This is a genomic window from Streptomyces sp. NPDC048255 (genome assembly GCF_040652415.1).
Classification (GTDB): Bacteria; Actinomycetota; Actinomycetes; order Streptomycetales; family Streptomycetaceae; genus Streptomyces.
The window spans coordinates 54,209-81,144 of record NZ_JBEZMA010000020.1 but is presented as its reverse complement, the minus strand read 5'-3'; the positions used below and the strand labels follow the sequence as shown (position 1 = coordinate 81,144).

General features: G+C 73.0%; 19 protein-coding genes. 17 read left to right on the top strand and 2 right to left on the bottom strand.

All coding sequences use genetic code 11. From position 1 onward, the window contains the following. The first annotated feature begins 34 nt into the window (after nucleotides 1-34). Nucleotides 35-2,005: an ATP-dependent DNA helicase gene (locus AB0D94_RS18160; RefSeq protein ID WP_362052430.1), complete on the top strand. Its 1,971-nt coding sequence runs from the start codon at nucleotides 35-37 to the stop codon at nucleotides 2,003-2,005. A gap of 143 nt (nucleotides 2,006-2,148) precedes the next feature. Here AB0D94_RS18160 and lexA read toward each other — a convergent pair whose 3' ends face one another. After that, a complete protein-coding gene (lexA, locus tag AB0D94_RS18155; protein WP_031142326.1) occupies nucleotides 2,149-2,940 on the bottom strand; it encodes a transcriptional repressor LexA in 792 nt (263 codons plus the stop codon). A gap of 469 nt (nucleotides 2,941-3,409) precedes the next feature. On the opposite strand from lexA, the gene nrdR reads away from it, so the two are divergent. The 10 genes from nrdR to AB0D94_RS18105 all read left to right on the top strand — a co-directional run bounded on the left by nrdR (nucleotide 3,410) and on the right by AB0D94_RS18105 (nucleotide 15,184). Beyond that, complete coding sequence (nrdR, locus tag AB0D94_RS18150; RefSeq protein ID WP_266940660.1) at nucleotides 3,410-3,922, top strand: transcriptional regulator NrdR; 513 nt, start codon at nucleotides 3,410-3,412, stop codon at nucleotides 3,920-3,922. A 143-nt stretch (nucleotides 3,923-4,065) separates the two neighbouring features. Then, complete coding sequence (locus AB0D94_RS18145) at nucleotides 4,066-6,957, top strand: vitamin B12-dependent ribonucleotide reductase (RefSeq protein WP_362052427.1); 2,892 nt, start codon at nucleotides 4,066-4,068, stop codon at nucleotides 6,955-6,957. 222 nt (nucleotides 6,958-7,179) lie between these two features. Next, entirely contained in the window at nucleotides 7,180-7,923 is a 744-nt protein-coding gene (locus tag AB0D94_RS18140) for a class I SAM-dependent methyltransferase (RefSeq protein ID WP_362052425.1), read from the top strand. 179 nt (nucleotides 7,924-8,102) lie between these two features. Further along, entirely contained in the window at nucleotides 8,103-8,942 is an 840-nt protein-coding gene (locus AB0D94_RS18135) for an arylamine N-acetyltransferase (RefSeq protein ID WP_362052423.1), read from the top strand. 32 nt (nucleotides 8,943-8,974) lie between these two features. Continuing rightward, a complete protein-coding gene (locus AB0D94_RS18130) occupies nucleotides 8,975-9,580 on the top strand; it encodes a YdbC family protein (protein WP_031142343.1) in 606 nt (201 codons plus the stop codon). A gap of 72 nt (nucleotides 9,581-9,652) precedes the next feature. Continuing rightward, nucleotides 9,653-10,312: a histidine phosphatase family protein gene (locus AB0D94_RS18125; protein ID WP_362052420.1), complete on the top strand. Its 660-nt coding sequence runs from the start codon at nucleotides 9,653-9,655 to the stop codon at nucleotides 10,310-10,312. Nucleotides 10,313-10,323: 11 nt separating this feature from the next. Beyond that, the gene (locus AB0D94_RS18120) at nucleotides 10,324-11,241 is read left to right on the top strand and encodes an ADP-ribosylglycohydrolase family protein (RefSeq protein WP_362052418.1); all 918 of its coding nucleotides are present in this window, start codon (nucleotides 10,324-10,326) and stop codon (nucleotides 11,239-11,241) included. 209 nt (nucleotides 11,242-11,450) lie between these two features. Continuing rightward, nucleotides 11,451-13,304 (top strand): DUF4173 domain-containing protein, encoded by a 1,854-nt coding sequence (locus tag AB0D94_RS18115; protein ID WP_362052416.1) that lies wholly within the window; start codon nucleotides 11,451-11,453, stop codon nucleotides 13,302-13,304. 444 nt (nucleotides 13,305-13,748) lie between these two features. Next, nucleotides 13,749-14,459, top strand: a complete 711-nt coding sequence (locus AB0D94_RS18110; RefSeq protein ID WP_362052414.1) for a ribonuclease HII — start codon at nucleotides 13,749-13,751, stop codon at nucleotides 14,457-14,459. A 59-nt stretch (nucleotides 14,460-14,518) separates the two neighbouring features. Then, complete coding sequence (locus AB0D94_RS18105) at nucleotides 14,519-15,184, top strand: hypothetical protein (RefSeq protein WP_362052412.1); 666 nt, start codon at nucleotides 14,519-14,521, stop codon at nucleotides 15,182-15,184. A 138-nt stretch (nucleotides 15,185-15,322) separates the two neighbouring features. On the opposite strand, the gene AB0D94_RS18100 is transcribed toward AB0D94_RS18105, so the two are convergent. Continuing rightward, on the bottom strand, nucleotides 15,323-15,952 hold the full coding sequence (locus tag AB0D94_RS18100) for a hypothetical protein (RefSeq protein WP_362052410.1): 630 nt from the start codon (nucleotides 15,950-15,952) through the stop codon (nucleotides 15,323-15,325). Nucleotides 15,953-16,343: 391 nt separating this feature from the next. Here AB0D94_RS18100 and AB0D94_RS18095 point away from each other — a divergent pair, with 391 nt between their 5' ends. From AB0D94_RS18095 to AB0D94_RS18070, 6 genes are all read left to right on the top strand, one after another. After that, complete coding sequence (locus AB0D94_RS18095) at nucleotides 16,344-18,503, top strand: RecQ family ATP-dependent DNA helicase (RefSeq protein WP_362052408.1); 2,160 nt, start codon at nucleotides 16,344-16,346, stop codon at nucleotides 18,501-18,503. 556 nt (nucleotides 18,504-19,059) lie between these two features. Next, the gene (locus AB0D94_RS18090) at nucleotides 19,060-20,361 is read left to right on the top strand and encodes a DUF4192 domain-containing protein (RefSeq protein ID WP_362052406.1); all 1,302 of its coding nucleotides are present in this window, start codon (nucleotides 19,060-19,062) and stop codon (nucleotides 20,359-20,361) included. A 383-nt stretch (nucleotides 20,362-20,744) separates the two neighbouring features. Then, nucleotides 20,745-22,733: a glycogen debranching N-terminal domain-containing protein gene (locus AB0D94_RS18085; protein ID WP_362052404.1), complete on the top strand. Its 1,989-nt coding sequence runs from the start codon at nucleotides 20,745-20,747 to the stop codon at nucleotides 22,731-22,733. Nucleotides 22,734-22,810: 77 nt separating this feature from the next. Then, nucleotides 22,811-23,560, top strand: coding sequence for an NUDIX domain-containing protein (locus tag AB0D94_RS18080; protein ID WP_362052402.1), 750 nt, complete (start codon nucleotides 22,811-22,813; stop codon nucleotides 23,558-23,560). 224 nt (nucleotides 23,561-23,784) lie between these two features. Beyond that, nucleotides 23,785-25,599, top strand: coding sequence for an ABC transporter ATP-binding protein (locus tag AB0D94_RS18075; protein ID WP_362052400.1), 1,815 nt, complete (start codon nucleotides 23,785-23,787; stop codon nucleotides 25,597-25,599). A 190-nt stretch (nucleotides 25,600-25,789) separates the two neighbouring features. Beyond that, complete coding sequence (locus AB0D94_RS18070) at nucleotides 25,790-26,677, top strand: FadR/GntR family transcriptional regulator (protein ID WP_314248682.1); 888 nt, start codon at nucleotides 25,790-25,792, stop codon at nucleotides 26,675-26,677. Nucleotides 26,678-26,936: the final 259 nt, after the last annotated feature.

Sequence of the window (26,936 nt, the reverse complement as noted above, 5' to 3'; positions counted from 1 at the left end):
CCTGTCGGTGGGGCCCCGTAGGGTTGTCAGTGCTATGACGAAGCCCTCCCTCCCCGACCTGCTGCACGCCGCCGTCTCCGCCGTCGGCGGCACGGAGCGCCCCGGCCAGGTGGCCATGGCCGAAGCCGTCGCCGAAGCGATCGACGACAGCTCCCACCGCCTCATCCAGGCCGGCACCGGCACCGGTAAGTCCCTGGGCTACCTGGTGCCGGCCCTCGCCCACGGCGAGCGCGTGGTCGTGGCCACCGCGACCCTCGCCCTCCAGCGCCAGCTCGTCGAGCGCGACCTGCCCCGGACGGTGGACGCACTGCATCCGCAGCTGCGCCGCCGGCCGCAGTTCGCCATGCTCAAGGGCCGCTCCAACTACTTGTGCCTGCACCGGCTGCACGAGGGCGCGCCGCAGGACGAGGAGGAAGGCCTCTTCGACCAGTTCGAGGCGGCCACCCCCACCAGCAAGCTCGGTCAGGACCTGCTGCGCCTGCGCGACTGGGCGGACGAGACCGAGACCGGGGACCGCGACGACCTGACCCCGGGCGTCTCGGACAAGGCCTGGTCGCAGATCTCCGTCTCCTCCCGCGAATGCCTGGGCGCGACGAAGTGCGCGTACGGAGCCGAGTGCTTCGCCGAGGCCGCGCGGGAGCGGGCCAAGCTCGCGGACGTGGTCGTCACCAACCACGCGCTGCTCGCCATCGACGCCATCGAGGGCGCCCCGGTGCTGCCGCAGCACGAGGTGCTTATCGTGGACGAGGCCCACGAGCTGGTCTCGCGGGTGACCGGCGTCGCCACCGGCGAGCTCACCCCGGGGCAGGTCAACCGCGCGGTGAAGCGGGCGGCGAAGCTGGTCGACGAGAAGACGGCCGACTCCCTGCAGACCGCTTCGGAGTCCTTCGAGCGGGTCATGGAGCTGGCCCTTCCGGGCCGGCTGGAGGTGGTCCCCGAGGACCTGGGGTACGCGCTGATGTCCCTGCGGGACGCCGCGCGCAATGTGATCTCGGCGATCGGCGCGACCCGCGACAAGTCCGTCCACGACGAGGACGCCGTTCGCAAGCAGGCCCTGGCCGCCGTGGAGAACGTCCACTCGGTGGCGGAGCGGATCACCAACGGCTCCGAGTACGACGTCGTCTGGTACGAGCGCCACGACCGCTTCGGCGCCACCCTCCGCGTCGCCCCCCTGTCGGTGTCGGGCCTGCTGCGCGAGAAGCTCTTCGAGGACCGCTCCGTGGTCCTGACCTCGGCCACCCTCAAGCTCGGCGGTGACTTCAACGGGGTCGCGGCCTCCCTGGGCCTGTCCCCGGAGGGGGTCGAGGGCGACGACGTACCGCTCTGGAAGGGCCTGGACGTCGGCTCCCCCTTCGACTACCCGAAGCAGGGCATCCTCTACGTCGCCAAGCACCTGGCCACGCCGGGCCGCGAGGGCACCCGCGGCGACATGATGGACGAGCTCGCCGAACTGATCGAGGCGGCCGGCGGCCGGACCCTCGGACTCTTCTCCTCCATGCGCGGAGCCAAGGCCGCCGCCGAGGAACTGCGCGGCCGGCTCGACCATCCGATCCTGCTCCAGGGCGAGGAAACGCTCGGTGAGCTGATCAAGGCCTTCGCGGCCGACCCGAAGACCTGCCTGTTCGGGACGCTGTCGCTGTGGCAGGGCGTGGACGTGCCCGGTGCCAGCTGCCAGCTCGTGGTGATGGACCGGATCCCCTTCCCCCGCCCCGACGACCCGCTGATGAGCGCCCGGCAGAAGTCGGTCGAGGAGCACGGCGGGAACGGCTTCATGGCCGTCGCGGCCACGCACGCCGCGCTGCTCATGGCCCAGGGTGCGGGCCGGCTCGTACGGGCCACCGGCGACCGGGGTGTCGTCGCGGTCCTGGATCCCCGGCTGGCCACGGCCCGGTACGGGAGCTTCCTGCGCGCCACCCTCCCGGACTTCTGGTACACCACGGACCGCAACCAGGTCCGTCGCTCCCTGTCCGCGATCGACGCCACAGCGCAGGCCGACGGGAAGTAGTTTCCAGGAGCACGAACCGCAACCATCAATTGAGCAACCCAAACGGAGAGCAACCACCTCCGCGAGAGCGGCGCCGGTTTAGGCGCGAAAAGCAGCCCTGGGACCGGCGCAGTAGGTCCCAGGGCTGGCGGAGGGCAGCGAGGTCAGACCCGACGCAGTACGGCGACGACCTTGCCGAGGATGGTCGCCTCGTCGCCGGGGATCGGCTGGTACGCGGCGTTGTGCGGGAGGAGCCAGACGTGGCCGTCCTCGCGCTTGAAGCGCTTGACCGTGGCCTCGCCGTCCAGCATCGCCGCGACGATGTCGCCGTTCTCAGCGACCGGCTGGCGGCGGACCGTGACCCAGTCGCCGTCACAGATGGCGGCCTCGATCATCGAGTCGCCGACGACCTTGAGGACGAAGAGCTCGCCGTCGCCGACCAGCTGGCGGGGGAGGGGGAACACGTCCTCGACCGACTCCTCGGCGAGGATCGGACCACCGGCCGCGATCCTGCCGACCAGGGGAACGTAGGAGGCGGCGGGCTTGCCGGTGGTGTCCGTGGGCTGCGAGCTCGGCTGGTCGGAGCCGCGTACCTCGTAGGCGCGGGGGCGGTGCGGGTCGCGGCGCAGGAAGCCCTTGCGTTCCAGGGCCATCAGCTGGTGGGCGACGGACGACGTGCTGGACAGGCCGACCGCCTGACCGATCTCGCGCATCGACGGCGGGTAGCCCCGCCGCTGCACCGAGTCGCGGATGACCTCGATGACCCTCCGCTGCCGGTCCGTGAGCCCGGAGCTGTCGGCGCGGATGCCTGGAGGTCGACCTGGCAGCGAGCGTGCGGGGCGTACGGGCTCCGCCTCCGGGTTCAGGTTTGCGTCGTTCATGGCATGCACCGGCTCAAGTCGGCTCTGGGAGCGGTTCTGGGCAGTGATGGTGGCACTGTCTGCGGTGGTGGTCACGTCGGCCCCTCTCGAAATGTTCTCCCTAGCTGGACAACGGTAGTTGCTTTCGAAAGGTTGCGCCAAACACACGTTCGAGTGAAAAATCGCAGATCGTCCAGCGTGGGCATTTCAAGGGGTGTATGGACGATCAGTACGCCGAACGCGGGTTCGGCTCGGCATCCGCTGCTTACGGTACCCTTCCCGGTCGGGTCGCCACCGTCCGGCCTGCGTCCAGTGTGGCATCGCCGGGCCTCGTGACCGCCTGTCGGGCACCGCGACACGCGGAGCCACGTAAATCCGCCACAACCCAAGATCTAGTGGTTGGATGAGCGCTGCCGCCCAGAAGTTGTGGTCCTCGGGTCTGCCGAGGCTCCCGACATCGCATATGCTGGTGGCTGCTTCACGGGCCCCCGGAAGAGATCCGTCTCCGCCGTTCAGGGGCCGCGTGAGGTGATTCAGTCGTGCCAAGAGGGAGGGTGAGGGAACCATGCACTGCCCCTTCTGCAGGCACCCCGACAGCCGCGTCGTCGACAGCCGCACCACGGACGACGGCACGTCGATCCGCCGGCGCCGTCAGTGCCCCGACTGCTCCCGTCGCTTCACGACGGTGGAGACGGCCTCGCTGATGGTGATCAAGCGCAGCGGGGTGACCGAACCCTTCAGCCGCACCAAAGTCATCTCTGGCGTCCGCAAGGCGTGCCAGGGGCGACCGGTCACCGAGGACGCCCTCGCCAAGCTCGGCCAGCGGGTCGAGGAGGCGGTGCGCGCCACCGGGAGCGCCGAGCTGACCACCCATGACGTGGGTCTGGCCATACTCGGCCCGTTGCAGGAACTCGACCTCGTCGCATACCTGCGGTTCGCGTCCGTGTACAAAGCGTTCGACACCCTTGAAGACTTCGAGACCGCCATCGTGGAACTGCGCGAGCGGCGGCCTCACCCCGAAGAGTGCGGGCCCGGTGGGACCGGTTCGGTCCCCGTGCCCGCCTCCGCCGCCGACTGACCGGACGGCCCGCGCCGAGGTGCTCGCGCACCGTGGTGCGGCCGGTCGGCCGTGCGAAGAGACGTAGATACAAGACACAGCACCGTGCCGCGGAATAACGCTGGCACTTTAGGGCGTTTTTGCCCTCATATGGGAGGCCTGGCATGACAGAGACGGCGAGCAGCTCGGCACGTGGTTCCCGCGCCAAGGGGACCAAGGCTGCCAAGGGCGGCCTGCGTATCGAGCGCATCCACACCACCCCCGGCGTGCACCCGTACGACGAGGTGAGCTGGGAGCGCCGTGACGTCGTCATGACCAACTGGCGCGACGGTTCGGTCAACTTCGAGCAGCGCGGCGTCGAGTTCCCCGACTTCTGGTCGGTGAACGCGGTCAACATCGTCACCAGCAAGTACTTCCGCGGCGCGGTCGGCACCCCGCAGCGCGAGACCGGCCTGAAGCAGCTGATCGACCGGATCGTGAAGACGTACACGAAGGCCGGCGAGGACTTCGACTACTTCTCCTCGCCCGCCGACGCGGAGATCTTCGAGCACGAGCTCACCTACGCCCTGCTCCACCAGATCTTCAGCTTCAACTCCCCGGTGTGGTTCAACGTCGGCACGCCCCAGCCGCAGCAGGTCTCCGCCTGCTTCATCCTGGCCGTCGACGACTCCATGGAGTCGATCCTCGACTGGTACAAGGAAGAGGGCATGATCTTCAAGGGCGGCTCCGGCGCCGGCCTGAACCTCTCCCGCATCCGCTCCTCCAAGGAGCTGCTCTCCTCCGGCGGCAACGCCTCCGGTCCGGTCTCCTTCATGCGCGGCGCCGACGCGTCCGCCGGAACGATCAAGTCGGGCGGCGCCACCCGCCGCGCGGCCAAGATGGTCGTCCTGGACGTGGACCACCCGGACGTCGAGGCCTTCATCGAGACCAAGGTGAAGGAAGAGGAGAAGATCCGCGCCCTGCGCGACGCGGGCTTCGACATGGACCTGGGCGGCGACGACATCACGTCCGTCCAGTACCAGAACGCCAACAACTCCGTCCGCGTGAACGACGAGTTCATGACGGCCGTCGAGAACGGCACCAAGTTCGGCCTGCGTGCCCGCATGACCGGCGAGGTCATCGAGGAGGTCGACGCCAAGGCGCTCTTCCGCAAGCTCGCCGAGGCCGCGTGGGCCTGCGCCGACCCGGGCATCCAGTACGACGGTGTGATCAACAACTGGCACACCTGCCCCGAGTCCGGCCGCATCACCGCGTCCAACCCCTGCAGCGAGTACATGCACCTGGACAACACGTCCTGCAACCTCGCCTCGCTGAACCTGATGAAGTTCCTCAACGACGACGGCAAGGGCAACCAGTCCTTCGACGCCGAGCGCTTCGCCAAGGTCGTCGAGCTCGTCATCACCGCGATGGACATCTCCATCTGCTTCGCGGACTTCCCGACGCAGAAGATCGGCGAGAACACCCGAGCCTTCCGCCAGCTGGGCATCGGCTACGCCAACCTCGGCGCCCTGCTGATGGCCACCGGCCACGCGTACGACTCGGACGGCGGCCGCACCCTGGCCGCGTCGATCACCTCGCTGATGACCGGTACCGCGTACAAGCGCTCCGCCGAGCTGGCCGCGATCGTCGGCCCGTACGACGGCTACGCCCGCAACGCCGAGTCGCACAAGCGCGTGATGAAGCAGCACGCCGACGCGAACGCCGTCGCGCCGCGCACCGAGGACCTGGACAACGCGATCTGGGCCGCGGCCACCGAGGCCTGGCAGGACGTCCTGCGCCTCGGCGAGAAGAACGGCTTCCGGAACTCCCAGGCCTCCGTCCTCGCGCCGACCGGCACCATCGGTCTCGCGATGTCCTGCGACACCACCGGTGTCGAGCCGGACCTGGCCCTGGTCAAGTTCAAGAAGCTCGTCGGCGGCGGCTCGATGCAGATCGTCAACGGCACCGTCCCGCAGGCCCTTCGCCGCATGGGGTACCAGGAAGAGCAGATCGAGGCGATCGTCGCCCACATCGCCGAGCACGGCGTGGTCGTCGGTGCCCCGGGCCTGAAGGCGGAGCACTACTCGGTGTTCGACTGCGCCATGGGCGAGCGTTCCATCTCCGCGATGGGCCACGTCCGCATGATGGCCGCGATCCAGCCCTGGATCTCCGGCGCGATCTCGAAGACGGTCAACATGCCGGAGACGGCGACCGTCGAGGAGATCGAGGAGATCTACTTCGAGGCGTGGAAGATGGGCGTCAAGGCGCTCGCGATCTACCGCGACAACTGCAAGGTCGGCCAGCCCCTCTCCGCCAAGAAGAAGGAGGAGGAGAAGGAGGAGGTCACCGCCAAGACGGAGGAGACCATCCGCGCCGCCGTCGAGAAGGTCATCGAGTACCGCCCCGTCCGCAAGCGCCTCCCCAAGGGCCGCCCGGGGATCACCACCTCCTTCACGGTCGGTGGCGCCGAGGGCTACATGACCGCGAACTCCTACCCGGACGACGGTCTGGGCGAGGTCTTCCTGAAGATGTCCAAGCAGGGTTCCACCCTCGCGGGCATGATGGACGCCTTCTCGATCGCCGTTTCCGTGGGCCTGCAGTACGGCGTGCCGCTGGAGACCTACGTCTCGAAGTTCACCAACATGCGCTTCGAGCCGGCGGGCATGACGGACGACCCGGACGTGCGGATGGCGCAGTCGATCGTCGACTACATCTTCCGCCGCCTGGCGCTCGACTTCCTGCCCTTCGAGACCCGCTCGGCCCTCGGCATCCACACCGCCGAGGAGCGTCAGCGCCACCTGGAGACCGGCTCCTACGAGCCCCTCGAGGACGAGCTGGACACCGAGTCGCTGGCCCAGTCGGCCCCGCTGGCCGCGGTGCCGACGACGCCGAAGCCGGTCGCGGCGGCCATCCCGGTCCCGGCTCCGAAGACGGCGCACAGCAACGCCGAACTGGTCGAGATGCAGCTCGGCGTCTCCGCCGACGCCCCGCTCTGCTTCTCCTGCGGTACGAAGATGCAGCGCGCCGGCTCCTGCTACATCTGCGAGGGCTGCGGCTCCACCAGCGGCTGCAGCTGATACACGGCTGATTGAGCGGTAGCTCACGAAGGGGACCGGCCGAGGGCCGGTCCCCTTCGTCGTGTCCGACAGTGCGCGGAGCCGGGACGGCGGCCGGATCTTTGTGGTTTCTGCCAGTACGGCCGTCCGCCGAGGTGCGGCAAGACTTCCAGCCAGAGGCCGCGGTGCGCCCCGGGGACGGGGGCCGTGGCCAAGGACACGCCGAAACGGGGAGACTTCACGATGAGCGCGCAGCAGCAGTACGACGAGATCGGTGAGGCGTACGAGGGGTTCAAGGCCCTGCGACTGGAGCAGTACGCGGTGGTGCCCAGCTTCCTGGCCCTGGTCGGGGACGTGAGCGGCAAGTCGGTCCTCGACCTGGCCTCCGGCACCGGCTTCTACAGCAGGGAGTTCAAGCGGCGCGGCGCCGCGGACGTGCTCGGAATCGACATCTCCGGGGAAATGGTCGCCGTGGCACAGCAGTTGGAGGAGCGCAATCCGCTGGGCGTGCGCTACGAGGTCGGCGACGTGTCCGAGCTGCGGCCCTTCGAGCAGCGCTTCGACATCGGCCTGGCGGTCCAGCTGCTCAACTACGCGGAGGACATCGCCACCACGGAGCGGATGTGCCGCAACGTGCACCGGAGCCTGAAGCCCGGCGCGGAGTTCTTCCTGCTCAACCAGTCGCCCGACTTCCGCTTCGACGGGCCGACCCCGGAGAAGTACGGCTTCCTTTCCGTGCTGACCGGCGAGGAGGTCGAGACCGGCCCGCAGGTCCGGACCACGGCTCTGCTCGACCCGCCGGTCTCGTTCGTCGCCAACCGCCCGCGCCGCGAGGTCTACGAGAAGTCCCTGACGGCGGCCGGGTTCAGCGGGCTGACCTGGGTTCCGCTGGAGGTCACCGAGGCCGGTCTGCGCGAGTTCGGTGCGGACTTCTGGGCGGACTTCCACGCCAACCCTCCGCTGGAGATGCTGCGCTGCCGCGCCTGACGGCCGGCGGCGATCCCGATGACCCGGCCTCCGCAAAGCGCCCGAACGGGGGCCGGTCCGCCGGTCGTTGGCCGATGGAGGCCCAAGACGGTCCGGGTGAGGGTGTGCTGGCATGCTGATCACTGAGCGGGGGCCGGGTGACCGGAGGCCCCCGGCCGGTGAGACGGGGGAGTGCAGCCATGTGGAGCGGTGACCAGCTGGACCTGGACGCCTATCTGGAGCGGATCGGGTACGAGGGCGACGGCGGGCGGGAACCACGGGCGGACCTGCGCACGTTGAAGGAAGTGCACCGGGCCCACACCGGTGCCCTCACCTTCGAGAACCTGGACGTGCTGCTCGGCCGGCCCGTCGAGCTGGACGTCAAGGCCGTGGAGGACAAGCTCGTACGGGGCAGCCGCGGCGGCTACTGCTACGAGCAGAACTCGCTGCTGGCCGCTGCCCTGGAGCGGATCGGCTTCGAGGTGTCCGGGCGCGGTGCCCGCAACCGCACCCGGGGTGATGACCTGCGCCCGGTGACGCACGCCGTCCTCGTCGCCACCGTCGAGGACGAACCCTGGCTGTGCGACGCCGGGTTCGGCTACCAGGGACCCCGCGAGCCCGTTCCCCTCGCGCGGCCCGGCGCCGAGGTGGCGCAGGGCGGGTGGACGTACCGGGTCCGCGCGGAGGAGGACGGCGTCCTCGCGCTGTCCCTGCTGCGCGGAGGCGTGTGGCGGGACCTGTACGCGTTCTCCCCGCAGCGGTACCACCCCGTCGACTACGTCCTGTTGAACCACTACAGCTCCACGCACCCCCGTTCCGCCTTCGTCGGGCAGGTCGTCGTCCAGCATCCGGGCGACGCCGCACGGACCCGCCGGGCGCTGGTCGGACGGGAGCTCACCCGCCTCCATCCCGACGGGCGGGTCGAGCGGCAGGACGTCGGCTCCGGCGAGCTGCTCTCCGTGCTCGACCGGGAGTTCGGGATCCGGCTGTCCGAGCGGGACGCGGCGGAACTGGTGCGGATCCAGCAGGCCGGGGACTGACCGGGGCCGCGCCGGGCCCGTACGATGGCGCCGTGCTGGTCAAGTGGATTCGCTGCACGGTGACGGACCGACGCGGGTTCGAGCGCGGACAGCGTAAATGGGCGGGGCTGCCTGGCGAGCCGGGATTCCGGGGACAGGGCGGCGGCTGGAGCCGAGGCCGGCAGGGGGTCGCGCATGTCTTCACCTTCTGGGAGAGCCGTTCCTTCTACGACTCCTTCATGGCCCGCTCGCACGACCGCCTCGCCGCCGCGCAGAACGGCACCTACACGGATCTGCGGGTGACCCTCTTCGACCACCGCTTCGACGTGAAGACCGGATTCGAGCCGCGCTTCACCGACGCAGATGTCGTCCGGGTCGCGCACACCCGGGTACGGGAGGGCCGCGTCGACCACTTCGCCCTCATGCAGGAGAAGGTGTGGAATCCGGCCATGGCGGGCTCGCCCGGCATGGTCCGGGGTCTCTTCGGGGAGGCCCCCGGCCGGGAGTTCCTGGTGCTGTCGATGTGGCACGCGGCGGCCGAGCACGGCAAGTACCGCCAGGAGCGGGTCGAGCGCTTGTCTCTGCGCGCCCAGATCCAGGCGGATGTCGAGGCCCTCACCGGGGACGTGGTCGACCTCGAACCCTCTTGGACCGTATGACCGTACGATGATCGTCCCGTCGATCGGCGTGCCCGGTCGGCCCGCCCGAGGATGGCCGAATAAGGTCGGGGGATGGTTCGACCACGGCGCATCGTCCTCGTCCGGCACGGCGAATCGGAGGGCAATGCCGACGACTCCGTCTACGAGCGGGAGCCCGACCACGCCCTGCGGCTCACCCGCAAAGGGCGCGAGCAGGCCGCGGAGGCCGGCGCACGGCTGCGCGAGCTCTTCGGCGACGAGCACATCAGCGCGTACGTGTCCCCGTACCGCCGGACCCTGCAGACCTTCCGGGAGCTGCGGCTCGACCCGACGCGCGTCCGGATGCGCGAGGAGCCGAGGCTGCGCGAACAGGACTGGGGGAACTGGCAGGACCGGACCGACGTACGCCTCCAGAAGGCCTACCGGGACGCCTACGGGCACTTCTTCTACCGCTTCGCGCAGGGCGAGTCGGGGGCGGACGTCTACGACCGGGTCGGATCCTTCCTGGAGAGCCTCTACCGCAGCTTCGAGGCCCCGGACCACCCGGAGAACGTCCTGCTGGTCACGCACGGACTGACGATGAGACTGTTCTGCATGCGCTGGTTCCACTGGTCGGTGGCCGAGTTCGAAGCCCTGTCCAACCCCGGGAACGGCGAATACCGGGTGCTCATGCTGGGCCCGGACGGCCGGTACCGGATGGACCGCCCATTTGAGCGGTGGACCACACCCGAGCCCTACGACCTGGACGGCTAGAGTGACCCGCGATGACCCCTGATTCCTCTCCAGAACGGCGCTACGCCCGCGCCATGGCCAGCCTCCGCGGGCTGTCCCTGGGTGACGCCCTGGGCTCCCAGTACTTCGTCCCCGTGAACTACCCGCTGCTCAAGCGGCGGCAGCTGCCCGCGGGCACCGAGCCGTGGCAGTGGACCGACGACACCGAGATGGCCTGCTCGGTCGTGGCCGTCCTCGCCGAGCACGGACGCGTCGACCAGGACGCGCTCGCGAGTTCCTTCGCCCACCACCACGACTTCGACCGCGGCTACGGGCCCGCCGTGAACCGCATGCTGCGGCTCATCCGGGAGGGCGAGGACTGGCGCACGCTGGCCGCCGCACTCTTCAACGGGCAGGGTTCGTGGGGCAACGGAGCCGCCATGCGGATCGCACCGCTGGGCGCCTGGTACGCCGACGACCCGGAGCAGGCCACGCACCAGGCGGAGATCTCCGCCTACACCACCCACCAGCACCGCGAGGCTGTGTGCGGGGCGATGGCCGTCGCGGCGGCGGCCGCGCTGGCGGCGGATCCGGCCGGGCCGCCGAAGGCCTCCGACCTGCTGGACGGGGTCGTCGCGCTGGTGCCGCGCAGCGCGGTGGGCGCCGGCCTGCGGCGGGCGCGGGACATGCTGGACTACGGCGACGCGACGACGGTCGCGGCGGTCCTGGGCTGCGGCCGGCGCACCAGCGCCCATGACACGGTGCCGTTCGCCCTGTGGTCGGCGGCGCGGGCGCTGGGGGACTACGAGCGGGCGTTCTGGACCACCGCGCAGGTGGGCGGGGACGTCGACACGACCTGCGCGATCGTCGGCGGCGTGCTGGGTGCGCGGGGGGACGAGGTCCTTCCGGCCGCGTGGCTGGCGCGCACCGAGGCCCTGCCGGCCTGGCTGCCGGAGGCCGCGGCGCACTGAGCCCGACGCGCCCCGGCGCGGGTTCGGGGCGGGTCCGGGTGCTGTGCGGCCGGGTCGTGCGCACTCGGGCGCCATGGGCCGTTCCGATTGTCACGGTCCTGCCACAGGGGCCCTCGCGCCTGGTAGAAGCCGCACGTCACGGGCCTACTCTGTCCGCTTCGCCGCCTCCACCGGAATGCCGGGGGCGGCCGACAGGGGAGGGGAACCCGATGTCAGAGAACACTGACGGGGTGGAGGGCACCGAGGTCGCCGGGGCGCGGCAGGGTGGGGACCGGGCGGCGGACCAGGAGGCCCGCAAGGCCGCGCAACCGGCGGAGCCGGCTGCGGCGGCCGCACCTGCTGACGCCGCGCCTGTTACCGACGCGCCTACTGAAGCTGCTGCTGAGCCCAAGGCCGGCGCCGGCGCTGCCGCGCCCGCCGCCGCTGCCGCTGCTGCCGCGCCCGCCGCGGTGCCTGCGCCCGTGGCCGCCGCGCCCGGTGCGACGGGTGTGCCCGCTGATGCCGCCGCGTGGCAGGCCTGGCAGGTGCAGCAGCGGCAGCGGGCCGCGTCCCAAGCCGCCGTCCGGGCCGCCGCCGGGCCCGCGTGGCCCAGGCTGGTGCGTCCCGCCGAGGCCGCCCCGGTCGATACCGCCACGCTCGGCGCGGTCCTCGTCGCCGGCCTCGCCTTCGCCCTGCTGCTCGGCGACGGCATGGGCCCCGGCCTGCTGCTCGCGGCGGTGCCCGCCATGGTCGCCGCGTACGCCGCCGCCCGCAGGGCCGGCCGTAGCGCCAGGCCGTGGACCCTCGTCTGGGTGGCCGGTTGCGTCGCGCTCCTCGCCATCCCCGCCCTGCGGGACTCCGCCTGGCCGTCCACGCTCGCGATCCTCTCCATGGCCCTGCTCGGCGCCCTGGCCCTGCACGGCAGCCGGACCTGGCCCGGGGTCCTGCTCAGCCCGCTCGGCTTCGTCGACGCCGCCGTGTCCGGGCTCGGCTGGGCCTGGACCGGGCTGCGCTCGCGCAGCGGCGTGAGCAAGGACCGCTGGCTGCCCGTGGCCAAGGCGGTGGCGGTCGCCGTGGCCCTGCTGCTGCTCTTCGGCGCGCTGTTCGCCTCCGCCGACGCCGCCTTCGCCGATCTGCTCGGAGACCTGACGCCCGACATCTCCGTCGGGGACGGGCCGTTGCGCACCGTGCTCTTCCTCTTCGGCGCCCTCATCGCGCTGACGGCCGCCCGGGCGGCCGCCGCCCCGCTGCGCTGGGACCGCATCAAGGTGGCCCCCGGCACGTCGCGGTCCCGCCTCGAATGGGCCCTTCCGCTCGTCCTCCTCAACCTGCTCTTCGCCGGTTTCAACGCCGTACAGCTGGCCGTCCTGTTCGGCGGCTACGAAAAGGTGCTGAAGAGCACCGACCTCACCTACGCCGAATACGCCCGGCAGGGCTTCTGGCAGCTGCTCTGGGCCACCCTTCTCACCCTCGTGGTGATCGCGCTCGCCCTGCGCTGGGCCCCGCGCGGCGGAGCGGGCGACCGGCGCTTCGTCCGCGTGGTGCTCGGGGCGCTGTGCGCGCTGACGCTGGTCGTGGTCGCCGCCGCGCTGCGCCGCATGGACCTCTACGTGGACGCGTACGGACTGACCCAGCTGCGGGTGTCGGTGGCCGCCATGGAGCTGTGGCTCGGGCTGGTCATCGTACTGATCATGGCTGCCGGGGTGTTCGGCGCGCGCTGGCTGCCGCGCGCGGTCGTCGGGAGCGCGGCGGGCGCCGTTCTCGTCTTCGGCCTCATGTCCCCGGACGGGATGGTCGCCGAGCGCAACGTGGCCCGCTTCCAGGAGGACGGCAAGATCGACCTCGCGTACTTCCAGTCCCTGTCGGCGGATGCGGTGCCCGGCCTGGACGGGTTGCCGGAGCCCCTGCGGTCCTGCGCCCTGCGCGGGATCAACGACGAACTGTCGAAGGCCGGTCAGGTGCCCTGGTACGCCATGAGCCTCGGCGAGTACCGGGCCCGGGCGATCCTGCGCGAGAGGCCGGTGACGGCCCCGTACGAGGTCTGCTCGCGCCTCGGCGCCTTCGGGAGCCGCATCGAGCACTGATTCGCGTACGACTGATTCGCGTACGAGGGGGTGTCCGGGCGGGTACGAAAGCCGGGACACCCCCTTCGTGCTGTGCTTCACAGATGTGACCGAGTGGGTGCGGACCGGTTATCCGGAGTCCTCCCTACTCGGGCGTCCGGGGGTGCTCGGTGGCCTGGGGGAGCCTCAACCACCGGGTGTGGGAAGGGTCGGGGTGCCAGCCTCGACGCTCGGCAGCCCTCGGTCGGGGAGGTCCCCGCGATTCCCTGCGCGTGAGGTGCGGGGTGTGCGGGAGCGAATGCGGAGCGCCGTTCCGGCCGGGCGCCGCCGGGCCCGGCGAGGCCTCGCCCCCCGGGACCGGCCGCGCGGCGGACCTCTCCAGCGCCGCGGCGCGGGGACGCGCCGCGAGCCGGAGCCGGGCCGGGGTGTGCAGGCGGCGCGGGGCGGCGTAACCTTGCTGGCGCCATGCCGTACGAAGCACCCACCCACGCCGTCGAACGCTCCCTCCGTGCAACCACCGGCGCCAAGGTCATCGCCGGGGTCGACGAAGTCGGACGAGGGGCCTGGGCCGGTCCCGTCACCGTGTGTGCGGCGATCACCGGTCTGCGCCGGCCGCCCGAGGGGCTCACCGACTCCAAACTGCTCACCGTCAAGCGGCGCGACGCCCTCGTCGGGATCCTGGAGGACTGGGTCACCGCGTACGCCCTCGGGCACTCCTCCCCGGAGGAGATCGACGAACTCGGTATGACCGCCGCCCTGCGGCTCGCCGCGGAGCGCGCCCTGGAGTCCCTGCCGGTGCGACCCGACGCGGTCATCCTCGACGGGAAGCACGACTACCTCGGCACGCCCTGGCGGGTCCGTACGGTGATCAAGGGCGATCAGTCCTGCGTCGCCGTCGCGGCCGCCTCGGTCATCGCCAAGGTCCGGCGCGACCGGATGATGGCCGAACTCGGTGGACCAGGCGGCGGAATAGAGGATTTCGCTTTCGCTGCCAATGCCGGATATCCGTCTCCCGTGCACCGGGCGGCACTTGAGCAACGTGGCCCCACCCCGTACCACCGGCTGTCGTGGTCCTACCTCGACGCGCTGCCGCAATGGCGTCACCTCAAAAAGGTACGCCGCAGCGAGGAAACGGTGGAGCTGGAAAACGGAGGCCAACTCGGCTTCGATTTCTGATCGCACCCACGTGCCACCGACCGGTACGTTTCGTACCGGTGTTTGATAGAAATCAACTCATGCCTCTCACCCCCGCCATCGAGGAGCCTCAGATTCACGAGAGTGCCCAGGGTCCCCGCGTCACGCCGGCCGCGAGCCGCACCGCGCAGACCCCCCGCCCCGTACCTGGTCCGCGTCCCGTAGCCGTACCGCGGCCCGGGCGCCCCGGTCCCTCCCCCGCAGCGGCAAGCGGCGCGGCAGGTGCCCCCAGGCCCGCACCGCCCGCGCAGCGCGCACCGCAGGCCGCCCCCGGAACCCTTCCCGCAGCCCCCGCCGCGCCGTCCGTCTCGGCCGCGGTGCCGCAGATCCAGCTGATCCCGGCTTCCGTGGAGGGCGCGCTGGACGCGGCCGAGGAGGCCGTCGACCTGCTGCTCGACACCGGGCGCGCGCCCGGCGACATCCTGGTGCTGACCGCCGGCGACCCGCACCCGTGGGCCGCACACGAACTGTCCTTCGGTGAGGCCGCCTACTGGGCCCTGCACGACGCCGGGGACGACGTCTTCTACGCGGACGCGGCGCAGGTCCAGCGCGCCGCGGGCCGTCCCGTCGTGGTCTTCGCTGCCAACGGCGGACCGGTCGACGCTGTGGCCGGCGCCCTGCCGGTCGCGCTCGCGCGCGCCGGTGCGCTGCTGATCGTGTGCGGCGACCCGCAGCAGATCAACTCCGTGCTGGGCGCGGGCGTCTGACGCCCCGTACCCGGTACGGGCGAGGGGCGGGGCGGGCCGTGAGCCGGCCCCGCTGAAGCCCGGGCCTGATCCGCCGTACGCTCGACCGGGCGTACGGCCGTGAGGCCTGCCCTGAGGACGGTGTCCCGGGTACGGGCCTCAGCGCGCGGCGGTACGGCGCAGGGCCTCGGCCGCGCCACCGCCGGTGTGAAGGGCGAAGGGGGCGTACTCGGCCGTGCTCTCGCCGAGGCGCGGGGGCCGCGAGTCGGAGCTGGGCCTGCGGCCGCCCCGGCCCTCACCCAGAACCTGCCAGCCTTCGCGGGTCAGCGTGATGTACGCGCCGCAGCGCAGCCCGTGCAGGGTGCAGGCGTCCCGGAGTCCCCACATCCAGGCTCCGTCCTCCTCGGTCCACTGCTCGTCGCCCTCGCGGCAGTAGAGCAGCACCGCCGTGCGCACCGGGGTCCGCCGCCGCAGGTCGTGCGGGAGGACCCGGCGCAGCCGGGACAGCAGGGCGTTGCGGTAGTCCCAGCCGTCGGCCGAGGCGGACCGCTGGACGAAGGAGGCGCTCGCCACGAGCCGGTCCTCCGGGCCGAGGACGGCGATCACCGCGGTGGACGGGACGGGGCTGTGCCGGGAGTGCAGCCCGCTGACGATCTCGCGCGGATCGCGCAGGAGCGGGATGCCCGCGGCCGTCCACTCGGCGGGCTCCAACCGTCTGCCGTGCCGGTGGGCGCCGCCGGTGGCCGTTCGCAGGGACGTGGTCGAGGGCGGGGCGGATCCGAAGGTCACGGTCCTCCCTTCGGGTACACGCCCGCGGACGGGCACGGCTGGAGTGTGGGCGCGCCGCGGGGCGCCCGGGAGAATGCCGGGGAACCGAGCGGGAGCACTCCGATTCTCGCGGGCTCCGGAGGATGCGGCAACGAGCAATTGACGCCGCCGACCGGAATTCGCCGGTATGCCGTTCATATCCTTGCCCGGCTCCACCGGAAATGACGCATCCCGCCATGGCCGGAGTGCCGGCACCAGCGGCAACACCCCCTTCGCGCCTTACCGTCGGGGCTTCCGTACGGGCCGTCTCCGGGTCGGCGGCATCCCCCCGGCCTCCGTGAGGGACGGGTGAGCGGAGTGTCACTTTGGGTGAGTTGGGTGATTGTCAGTGGCATCGGGTTGCATGGGGGGCATGGACAACCTGGAGCTCCGCACCGAAGCCGATGCCATCCTCGCTGAGCTCGTCGGTGCCCCAGGGGGTTCGGCGCGGCTGCGGGAGGACCAGTGGCAGGCGGTGGCGGCCCTGGTCGAGGAGCGCCGTCGGGCGCTGGTGGTGCAGCGCACCGGGTGGGGAAAGTCGGCGGTCTACTTCGTCGCCACCGCCCTCCTGCGCCGCCGTGGCTCCGGCCCGACCGTGATCATCTCGCCGCTGCTGGCGCTGATGCGCAACCAGGTCGAGGCGGCGGCACGGGCCGGCATCCAGGCGCGCACCATCAACTCGGCCAACCCGGAGGAGTGGGACACGATCTACGAGGAGGTCGAGCGCGGCGAGACCGACGTCCTCCTCGTCAGCCCGGAACGCCTCAATTCCGTGGACTTCCGCGAGCAGGTGCTGCCCAAGCTCGCGGCCACGACCGGTCTCCTGGTGGTCGACGAGGCGCACTGCATCTCCGACTGGGGTCACGACTTCCGCCCCGACTACCGCCGGCTGCGGGCGATGCTCGCCGAGCTCGCCCCCGGCGTGCCGGTGCTGGCCACCACCGCGACCGCCAACGCGCGGGTCACCGCGGACGTGGCCGAGCAGTTGGGCACCGGTGCGGGTGAGGCCCTGGTGCTGCGCGGTCCGCTGGAGCGGGAAAGCCTGCGCCTGGGCGTCGTCCAGCTGCCGGACGCCGCGCACCGCCTGGCCTGGCTCGCCGAGCACCTGACCGAGCTGCAGGGCTCCGGGATCATCTACGCCCTCACCGTCGCCGCCGCCGAGGAGGCCACGGCCTTCCTGCGGCAGCGCGGCTTCAAGGTGGCCTCCTACACGGGGCGCACGGAGAACGCCGACCGGCTGCAGGCCGAGGTCGACCTCCAGGAGAACCGGGTCAAGGCACTGGTCGCGACCTCGGCGCTGGGCATGGGCTTCGACAAGCCGGACCTGGGCTTCGTGGTGCACCTGGGGTCGCCGTCCTCGCCGATCGCCTACTACCAGCAGGTCGGGCGCGCCGGCCGCGGCGTCGAGCACGCCGACGTGCTGCTGCTGCCGGGCAAGGAGGACGAGGCCATCTGGCGCTACTTCGCCGACACCGCCTTCCCGCCCGAGACGCAGGTCCGGCAGACCCTCTCGGCCCTCGCGGACGCGGGGCGGCCGCTGTCCGTGCCGGCCCTGGAAGGCGCGGTGGACCTTCGGCGCACCCGGCTGGAGACCATGCTCAAGGTGCTCGACGTGGACGGGGCGGTCAAGCGGGTGAAGGGCGGCTGGAGCTCCACCGGCCAGCAGTGGACCTACGACTCCGAGCGGTACGCCTGGGTCGCCCGGCAGCGGGCCGCCGAGCAGCAGGCCATGCGCGACTACGTGAGCACTTCCGGCTGCCGGATGGAGTTCCTGCGCCGGCAGCTGGACGACGAGGGAGCCGCCCCCTGCGGCCGCTGCGACAACTGCGCGGGCGCCTGGGCGGACACCTCCGTCTCGGCGGAGACGCTGACCGGGGCGGCGAAGGAACTCGACCGCCCGGGGGTGGAGGTCGAGCCGCGGCGGATGTGGCCGACGGGGATGCCCGCGCTGGGTGTCAACCTCAAGGGACGGATCCCCGTAGGAGAGCAGTGCTCCACCGGGCGCGCCCTGGGCCGGCTCTCCGACATCGGCTGGGGCAACCGCCTGCGCCCGCTGCTGGCCGACAACGCGCCGGACGGGCCGGTGCCCGACGACGTCCTGCAGGCCGCGGTGGCCGTCCTCGCGGACTGGGCGCGCTCCGCGGGCGGCTGGGCGCCGAACGTCCCGGACGCCTCCGCCCGGCCGGTGGGAGTGGTGGCCGTACCGTCCCTGACCCGCCCGCAACTGGTCGGCTCCCTCGCCCAGGGAATCGCGACCATCGGCCGCCTGCCCTTCCTGGGCACCCTGGCCTACACCGGGCCGGGCGGCGCGCACGCGGCACGCCGCAGCAACTCCGCCCAACGCCTCCGGGCGCTGTCCGGCGCCTTCGCCGTCCCGGAGGAGCTGGCCGCGGCACTGGCCGCCTCACCCGGCCCCGTCCTGCTCGTGGACGACTGCGCCGACTCCGGGTGGACCCTCGCCGTCGCTGCCCGCCTGCTCCGCAAGGCGGGCAGCGCACAGGTCCTTCCGCTCGTGCTCGCCGCGGCGGGCTGACGCGGCGGCCGCGCCGGTCCGTTGTCCGGCGCGCAAAGGCCGCGAGAGTCAGCCGGCCTCGCCGCTGATCCCGGCGACGATGCTCCGCCCGTCCTTGCCGCGCAGCGCCAGCGCGGTGGGCAGGACCGCGGCCGTCAGGGCGACGGCCGCGCACGCGGCCGGCAACTCCCCGAGCTCACCGTCAGGGTGCCGTCGATCCCCGCGAGCCGGCCGGTGAGTCCCGACAGGCCGCCGCCGCGGGCCGGATGCGCGGCGCCCGCGCCGTCGTCACCGATGATCACACGGAGCCTCCCGCGCCAGCTCCCGCAGTTCGGTGACGGCCGCCCGGGCACCGGCCCTGGCCGTCTCGGCGATCTCCCGGGTCGCGTCGCGTGCCCCCTTGCTCTGCCCGGGCGGCCCCGCCACCCGGTCGCGGCTCAGCTTCGGTGCCGGTGAAGGCGCGTGCCGGTGACAGCGCGTCCATGTCGTCCGTGTCGCCCTGAGCCTGCGGACATTGAAGCGTCAACAGTTATCCACAGGGGTTTCCGGATCCGATCATGCGCGGGACCGTCGGGACATGACGAACAATCACGCATCACGCACCCCGTCCGACCGCCCCTCCGACCGTCCGTCCGACCGTTCCTCCGATCAGCCTTCCGCCGCCGGGACCGGATCCGCCACCGCCCCGCAGATCACCCTCCGCAGCCCGGCCGAACTGGCCGACGCGCTGCCCTACATGCTCGGCTTGCACCCCACCGACTCCCTCGTCATGGTCGCCGTGCACGGCGAAGGCGGCCGGTTCGGCGGCCGCCTTCGGGTCGGCATCCCCACCGGCCCCGCGGAGTGGGAGGACACCGCCCGGCAGGTCGCCGACACCCTCGTGCGGGGCAGCGAACGGCGCGGGGGCAAGCCGGACGGCATCGTCGTCTTCCTCTGCCAGGACCCGCGCGGCGACGAGAGCGGCCAGCGCGTGATGACCCGGCTGCGCCCGCTCGCCCAGCGGATCAGGCTGGCCTGCGGGGCGCTGGACGTGCCCGTCCTGGAGGCCCTGTGCCTCTCCGGCGGCCGCTACTGGTCCTACAGCTGCCCCGACGAGCGCTGCTGCCCGGCCGAAGGCCGTCCGCTGGCCGCGGTCGGCACCTCGGTGCTGGCCGCCGCGGCGACCTTCGCGGGGCTCCAGGTCCGGGGCTCCCTCAAGGAGATCGAGGGACGCCTGGCGCCACTGCGCGGAGCCGTGGCCGAGGAGATGGAAACGGCCCTGGACCGGGTGGCCACCGCCCTGGTGCCGAAGATCCTCGACGGGGTCACCCGGGAGGAGGCGGGTGCCCAGACCATCGCGCTGGCTCGGACCCTGATGCGGCGCATGACCCTCGCCCCGCCCGTCGAAGGCGGCCCCTGCGCGGACGAGTGGGACGACGCACTGCTCGGCCACGACGAGGCCGCCGCACTGATCCTCGGCCTCCAGGACCGCGAGATCCGGGACATCGCCGCCGAGTGGATGGAGCACGAGGAGGCCGCCCCCGCCCTGCGGCTGTGGCGGGCCCTGGCCCGCCGCTGCGTCGGGGCCTACGGGGAGCACGCGGCGGCCCCCCTCACCCTCGCGGGCTGGGTCTCCTGGTCCGCCGGGGACGAGCCGACCGCACGGATCGCCTTCGGGATGGCCCTGAGGGCGGACGCCGAGTACCGCTTCGCCCAACTGCTCCACCACGCCTGCAACGAGGGCATCGACCCTGAGGGGCTGCGCGAGTGCCTGCGCGAGGAGCGGCGGCGCCGCGAGCCCCGGCGGGGGCGCAAGGCCGCGGCCACCCGCCCTCCGGGCCGCCGCGGACGTACGGGTGCCCGCCGTGAGGTCCGCCGCGCGACGGGGAGCGAGCAGTGAGCCCCCGCCGGCTCCCGGCGCGGTACACCCCGCGGGGGCGCGGGGCCCTGGGCGCGGCCCTGGGGAGTGTCCGGATGGCAGCGATGGCAGCGATGGCCGCCTGGAGGACGGCCTCGGCGCCGTCTGGTGCGTGCGGTCGCAAGGCGGAGGAGGGAGGTGATGCGGACCATCGGCGACCGACGGCAACGCGGCGAGCGCGCGTTCCGGACCCGACCGGGCAGGCGGGACTCCGCGGAGACGGCCCAAGGGGCTTGCTCCGCCCCGGGCACGCCCGGCCGGGGCCCGTGACCCGGGCGGGGGTGGGGGCGTTCAGCTGGGGGGTGGTGGGGGCCCGGCCGCGCCGCCGCCCAGCTGAACCGACCGGAGCGCAGACAAGGCGACGCATGTCTCACCCCGCACCCTCCCGCCCACCCGGCGTACCCGCCGCCCGCAGGCCCGAGTTGCCGCCCGTGCACGGAGCCGTCATCTGTCTCGCCGCGCCCTGCCTGGTGATCTCGCCCGAACACGGCCAGCTGACCGGGCGGGGAATCGAAGGCGTCTACCGCTCGGGGCGCAGGTTGCTCTCCCGGTGCGTCCTGCGCGTCGGAGGCCGGGACCCGGTCGCGGTGCAGGGGCGCAGCCTCGGCGCCGACCGGGCCGCCTTCACCGCGACGGTCCGCACCGGGGCCGAACCGGGCCCGGACCCCGACATCGGGGTCGAGCGGATCCGGCACGCCGACGGAACCGAGCGGATCACCCTGCGCAGCTTCACCGCCCGTCCGCTGCGCCTGCCCGTGGAGGTCTCCCTCGGCACCGACCTGGCCGAGCTGGCCGCCGTGGCCGCGGGGCTGGCCGGGCCCGAGCTGCCCGCCGTCGTGCATGCCGCCGGGCTGCGCTGGAGCACGGGGGAGACCCAGGCCGTCACCGTGGCCGAGCCGGCCCCCGACGATGCGCTGGCCTCCGCCGGGCTCCTGCGCTGGCAGCTCGAACTGGCTCCCGGGGAGTCCCGCACCATCGAGCTGCGGACCACGCAGGACCGCACCGCGCGGGCTCCGGCCGGGCAGGTGGCCAACCCGCTGGCCGACGCCCGCGCCGAAGCGGACGACCCGAGGGCCGAGAAGTGGTTCCGGACCAGCCTGGAGGACCTGGGCGCGCTGCTGCTGAGGGATCCGGGGGACCAGGCCGATGCCTACGCGGCGGCGGGCGTGCCGTGGCGGCTCGGCCTGGCCCCCGCGGAGTCGCTGTGGGCGGCCCGGATGGCACTGCCGCTCGGGACCGGGCTGGCCGCGGCGACCCTGCGCGTCCTGGCCCGCCTCCAGCGGGACGGGCGCGGCCCCGACGCCGGGATGATCCCGGGACCGCTGCGCGGGGCGGGCCCGCAGCTCCCGCCGGGATGCACCGGCACCGAGGCGACCCTCGCCTTCCCCGCGGTCCTCGCCGAGGCCCGGCTCTGGGGGCTGCCCGAGGACGAGGTGGCCCGGCTGCTCCCGGCCGCCGAGCGGTGCCTCGGCTGGCTGCGCGGCGCCCTCGGGGAGGACGGCTTCCTGGCCGACCCGGACCCCGGGCCGAGGCGCTGCGAGACGCAGGCCCACGCCCACCGGGCCGCGCTGCTCGGAGCCGGGCTGCTCGACGGCTGCGGACTGGAGGGCGCCGAGGAGTGGCGGGACCGCGCGGCGGCACTGCGGGAGCGGTTCCGGGCCGGGTTCTGGATCGACGGCCCCGACGGCGGTCGGCCCGCCGCCGCCCTGCATCCCGACGGACGCCCGCTGCCCCGGCTGACGGGAGCCGTCGCCCACCTGCTCGACACAGGCCTGCTCGGCGGCGGCCGACTCGCCCAGGGGCTGCTGGACAAGACCCGCACCGAGCAGCTGGCCCGGCTGCTCGGAGCCCCCGGCATGGACTCGGGATGGGGGCTGCGCAGCATGGCGGCGCGAGAGCCCGGCCACAACCCCTTCGGCCACCGCTCCGGCTCGGTACGCGCGTACGAGAGCGCCGTGGCGGTGGCGGGCCTGGCCCAGGGCGGCTTCGAGAAGGAGGCCGCGGCCCTGGTCCGGGGGCTGCTGGACGCGGCGGAGGCCTTCGGCTACCGGCTGCCGGAGATGTTCGCGGCCGAGCAGCGCACCGCGGGCAGTGCCCCGCTCCCGCACCCGGCGGCCTGCCGCCCCGCCGCGGTGGCCGCGGCGGCAGGGATCCACGTACTGGCCGCCCTGGCGGGGATCCGGCCCGACGCCCCTGCCGGCACCGTCGCCCTCGTGCCCCTGCCCGGGGCGCCCCTCGGCGCGCTGCGCCTGTCGGGCCTGCGGGTCTCGGGGGAGCCGTTCGCCGTCCGGATCAGCAGGCTCGGCCTCGGCATGGTGGAGGAGGCCGCCGATGCGCTCCAGCTGGGCGGGTAGGGCCCTGGCCTCCGGATCGGGCGCTTCAAGGTCACGAAAGCGCTGTTTATCGTCAGGCAGACGACTATGATCGCGGCATGTCGCCCTACGACCCGTCGGCCTTTCCGCCCTTTGCCGTCACCGTCGACCTGGTCGTGCTCACCGTTCGGCGCCACGCGCTCTGCGCGCTGGTCGTCCGGCGGGGTGAGCAGCCGTTCCAGGGACGCTGGGCGCTGCCCGGCGGCTTCGTCCGCGCGGACGAGGACCTGGCGGGTGCCGCGGCCCGGGAGCTGTCCGAGGAGACCGGGCTGTGCGCGCACGACCCCGCCGTGCCGGACGGGGGCAACGGGGCGCACCTCGAACAGCTGGCGACCTACGGCGATCCGAAACGGGATCCGCGGATGCGTGTCGTCAGCGTGGCGCACCTGGTGCTGGCTCCGGACCTGCCTGCGCCGCGGGCGGGCGGAGACGCCAACAGCGCGCGGTGGGCCCCCGTCGACGAACTTCTCGCCGCGGACGACGCCCAGAGCGCCGCGGGGCTGGCCTTCGACCACGCCCGGATCCTCGCCGACGGCGTGGAACGGGCCCGCTCGAAGATCGAGTACTCCTCCCTGGCCACCGCCTTCTGCCCCCCGGAGTTCACCGTCGGGGAGCTGCGCCGCGTGTACGAGGCGGTCTGGGGCGTGGCCCTCGATCCGCGCAACTTCCACCGCAAGGTCACCGGCACCCCCGGGTTCCTCGTTCCGGCCGGGGGGACGACGACCCGTCAGGGCGGACGCCCCGCCCAGCTGTTCCGCGCGGGAGGGGCCACCCTCCTCAACCCGCCGATGCTGCGGCCGGAAGTCTGACGCCGCTGCACCGTCCCCGCCGCCGCGCCCGGCCCCTGCCCATGGGCGGCGCCGGGCACGGTCGCCCGCCCGGCGTGTGGAGGCCGTCCCGCTGTCCTTGCCGCGCCTGAGAGTAATACCGGTGTTCCATCGGACCGGTTGCGCCGAAAATCGGACATATCGCGTTATCTTGCTTGGGGTACTCATCCTGCCGCAGAGCGGTCTCACACCCTGCGAGAGAAGCGATGCTCCAGGCCATCGGACTCACCAGCACACCGCGCCGAGGCGTCCCGCCCCGCGTGGACGACCTCACCTTCGAGGCCCGCCCGGGCAGCGTGACCGCCCTGCTCGGCGAGCCGGGATCGGGCAAGACCACCGCGCTGCGGCTCATGCTCGAACTCGAACCCGGCCGCGGCGTCACCTACTTCCGCGGTCGTCCGCTCCACCGGATCCCGTACCCCGGCCGTGAGGTCGGCGTACTGCTCGGCGATGTCCCCGGCAACCCGTCGCGGACCGTCCGCAACCAGCTGCGGATGCTCTGCGCCGCCGCCGGGGTGCCGGCCTCGCGGGCCGACACCATGCTGGAGGTCGTCGGCATCGCGGGCCTGCGGGACCAGCGGCTCGGTTCGCTCTCGCTCGGCATGGAGCGCCGCGTGGGGCTGGCGGCGGCCCTGCTCGCCGACCCCTGCACCCTGCTCCTGGACGAGCCGGCCGCCGGGCTCTCCCCCCGCGAGAGCGGCTGGCTGCACGGGCTGTTGCGCGGTCATGCCTCCCTCGGTGGAGCGGTGCTCTTCACCACCGACGACGCGAAGGAGGCCGCCCGCAGCGCGGACCGGGTCGTCAGCATCGAGGCGGGCCGGCTCGTCGCCGACCAGGAGGCCGCCGAGTTCGCCCGTACCCGGCTGCGGCCGCGGGTCGCCGTGCGGACCCCGCACGCCGCCCGGCTGGCCGACGTACTGGGCCGGGAGGCGCGGGCCGCCCAGCGGGCGGTGGAGATCGTCGAGGAGAGCGGCAGCCGCCTCTCCGTGTACGGGAGCAACTGCGCTGAGGTCGGCGAGGCGGCGTTCCGGCACGGCGTGCTGGTCCACCAGCTCGCCGACGAGACCGGTGACGCAGGCGCGCCCGGGTCCGCGGTCCCGCACGCCCGCGCCCGCGCCAAAGCCGGGGCCGGGACCACGGCCGCCTCCGGTGGCAGTGGTGAGGCGCCCGGAGAAGCGTCCGGCGAGGCGTCCGGGGGGCGCCGGCGGCGCGACCGCTCCCCTAGGCCCGCCTCGGCAGTGCGCCGGGTCGGCGGGCCGCTGCGCCCGCTCCGCTACGAGCTCCTCCGCGTCTTCGGCACCGCCACCCCCCTCCTCACGGCGGCCCTCGTCGTCGCCGCCTCCGTCGTCACCGCCCTCGTACTGGCCCGGGCCGGCCAGACCCCGCAGAACCGGCTGCTCGCCGCCTGGCCGGAGCTGCTGCCGCTGCCGCCCGCCGCCCTCGGCGCGGGACTGCTCGGCGCCCTGGCCTTCGGCGAGGAGTACCGCTACCCGGCGCTCGCCGCCGACCGCGGGACCGTGCCCCGGCGGATGGGGCTGCTCGCCGCCAAGCTCGGAGTCTGCGCCGCCCTCGCCCTGCTGCTCGGCGCCCTCGCCGTGGCCGCGGACGCAGGCGCCCTCGCGCTGGTCTTCGACAGCGGCCCGCCGCGCACCCCCGTGGAATGGCTGGCCCCGGCCGTGAGCTGGGCGGGGTTGCTGGTCGGCTGCGCCTGGGCCGGAGTCCTGGCCTCCGGAGTCTTCCGGTCCGCCACCGTCGGACTGGCGGCGGTGCTCGCCGTACCGGTGATGGTGGTCCCGCTGGTCCGCAAGGCGCTGGACGGCCCCTCCGCGTACCCCACGACCGGGCTGGCGTCCCGGCTGCGCGGCCTGGCCTGGGCGCAGTGGCCGCCGGAGGCAGATCGCATCGTCCTCGGCGCGCTGCGGGTGATGACCCAACCCGTGGGCACCGCTCTGGTGTTGTCGCTGATGGTCCTGTTGTGCGCCTATGGGTTCACCGGACTGCGCAGTCGAGTCCGTTGGTGATCGTTCCGGTGCGGGACGAGGCCGGGTAGGACCGTTGAAGTCCGCCGCGCGTGAACCGGACCGCAAGTCCCCCAAAAAGGCCCGGTTCTTTACGATAAGTCGTCAATTGCGTAGGTGGCACCGATCACCCTTTCGTGTGCTTTTCACCAAAGACCTCAAGGGTCACGGAGGCACGGCCGACAAAGGATTCGTGAGTACCCTTGCGCACACCATGATGACCGCCGCCCGCCACGCCGACTCCGGCCTCGCCGGCCCGGGCGAACTCGACCGCTACCCCTACGCGGAGACCCCCGGGTCCGACCGGGTCGGAGCGCCCCACTGGGACGGCGCCGACGTCGAGTTGAGCCGGGTCGGCCGCCGCGCCGCCGGCAGCCGCGGCCGCGGACTGCACGGCCAACTCGTCCAGCAGCTCGGCCAGATGATCGTCTCCGGCGATCTCGGCGCGGACCGCCCGCTGGTACCCGAGGAGATCGGCCAGCGCTTCGAGGTCTCCCGCACCGTCGTCCGCGAATCGCTGCGGGTCCTGGAGGCAAAGGGCCTCGTCAGCGCCCGCCCCAACGTCGGCACCCGGGTGAGGCCCGTCGCCGACTGGAACCTGCTCGACCCCGACATCATCGAGTGGCGCGCCTTCGGCCCCCAGCGCGACGACCAGCGCCGCGAGCTGGGCGAGCTCCGCTGGACCATCGAACCCCTCGCCGCCCGCCTCGCGGCGGGCCACGGCCGTCCGGACATCCAGCAGCGCCTCGCCGACATGGTCGAGATCATGGGCCACGCCCTCGGCCAGGGCGACGCGATCACCTTCGCGCGGGCCGACAACGAGTTCCACGCCCTGCTCATCCAGGTCGCGGGCAACCGCATGCTGGAGCACCTCTCCGGCATCGTCTCCGCCGCCCTCCAGGTCTCCGGCAGCCCGATCACCGCCTGCGACCGCCCCAGCGAGACCTGCGTCGCCCACCACGCGCGGATGGTCGAGGCCCTGGCCGCCGGTGACGCGACGGGTGCGGAGAACGCCATGCGCCAGCTGCTGACGGTGCATCCGGAGGTCGAGCGCGTGGTGCCCGCCCCGCGCGAGCACTGACGGGCGGACGCGCGGGGGTGCACGACACGTCGCCGGGCCCGGTCGGGTCCGGCGACACCCGCGTCCGGAGCCGTACGCCGGGCCCGGCCGCCGGCCGCCCCTCCAGGGCCGCGGCCCTGCCGTCACCGGGCCGCCGCCGGGCCGCGCCGGAACCACGCGTATGGCCGTATCGCGGGCATTGGCGGATACGGGGTGTGACTCGGGCCACGAAGATTGGGCGTAACGCTCCGCGAGGTCACGCGATGACCTAAGAGGTGAT

What these genes read in the sequence shown, in the direction of transcription:
- AB0D94_RS18160 (WP_362052430.1), top strand. Translation starts at nt 35, where the DNA reads ATGACGAAGCCCTCCCTCCCCGACCTGCTGCACGCCGCCGTCTCCGCC.
- nrdR (WP_266940660.1), top strand. Translation starts at nt 3,410, where the DNA reads ATGCACTGCCCCTTCTGCAGGCACCCCGACAGCCGCGTCGTCGACAGC.
- AB0D94_RS18145 (WP_362052427.1), top strand. Translation starts at nt 4,066, where the DNA reads ATGACAGAGACGGCGAGCAGCTCGGCACGTGGTTCCCGCGCCAAGGGG.
- AB0D94_RS18140 (WP_362052425.1), top strand. Translation starts at nt 7,180, where the DNA reads ATGAGCGCGCAGCAGCAGTACGACGAGATCGGTGAGGCGTACGAGGGG.
- AB0D94_RS18135 (WP_362052423.1), top strand. Translation starts at nt 8,103, where the DNA reads ATGTGGAGCGGTGACCAGCTGGACCTGGACGCCTATCTGGAGCGGATC.
- AB0D94_RS18125 (WP_362052420.1), top strand. Translation starts at nt 9,653, where the DNA reads ATGGTTCGACCACGGCGCATCGTCCTCGTCCGGCACGGCGAATCGGAG.
- AB0D94_RS18120 (WP_362052418.1), top strand. Translation starts at nt 10,324, where the DNA reads ATGACCCCTGATTCCTCTCCAGAACGGCGCTACGCCCGCGCCATGGCC.
- AB0D94_RS18115 (WP_362052416.1), top strand. Translation starts at nt 11,451, where the DNA reads ATGTCAGAGAACACTGACGGGGTGGAGGGCACCGAGGTCGCCGGGGCG.
- AB0D94_RS18110 (WP_362052414.1), top strand. Translation starts at nt 13,749, where the DNA reads ATGCCGTACGAAGCACCCACCCACGCCGTCGAACGCTCCCTCCGTGCA.
- AB0D94_RS18105 (WP_362052412.1), top strand. Translation starts at nt 14,519, where the DNA reads ATGCCTCTCACCCCCGCCATCGAGGAGCCTCAGATTCACGAGAGTGCC.
- AB0D94_RS18095 (WP_362052408.1), top strand. Translation starts at nt 16,344, where the DNA reads ATGGACAACCTGGAGCTCCGCACCGAAGCCGATGCCATCCTCGCTGAG.
- AB0D94_RS18090 (WP_362052406.1), top strand. Translation starts at nt 19,060, where the DNA reads ATGACGAACAATCACGCATCACGCACCCCGTCCGACCGCCCCTCCGAC.
- AB0D94_RS18085 (WP_362052404.1), top strand. Translation starts at nt 20,745, where the DNA reads ATGTCTCACCCCGCACCCTCCCGCCCACCCGGCGTACCCGCCGCCCGC.
- AB0D94_RS18080 (WP_362052402.1), top strand. Translation starts at nt 22,811, where the DNA reads ATGTCGCCCTACGACCCGTCGGCCTTTCCGCCCTTTGCCGTCACCGTC.
- AB0D94_RS18075 (WP_362052400.1), top strand. Translation starts at nt 23,785, where the DNA reads ATGCTCCAGGCCATCGGACTCACCAGCACACCGCGCCGAGGCGTCCCG.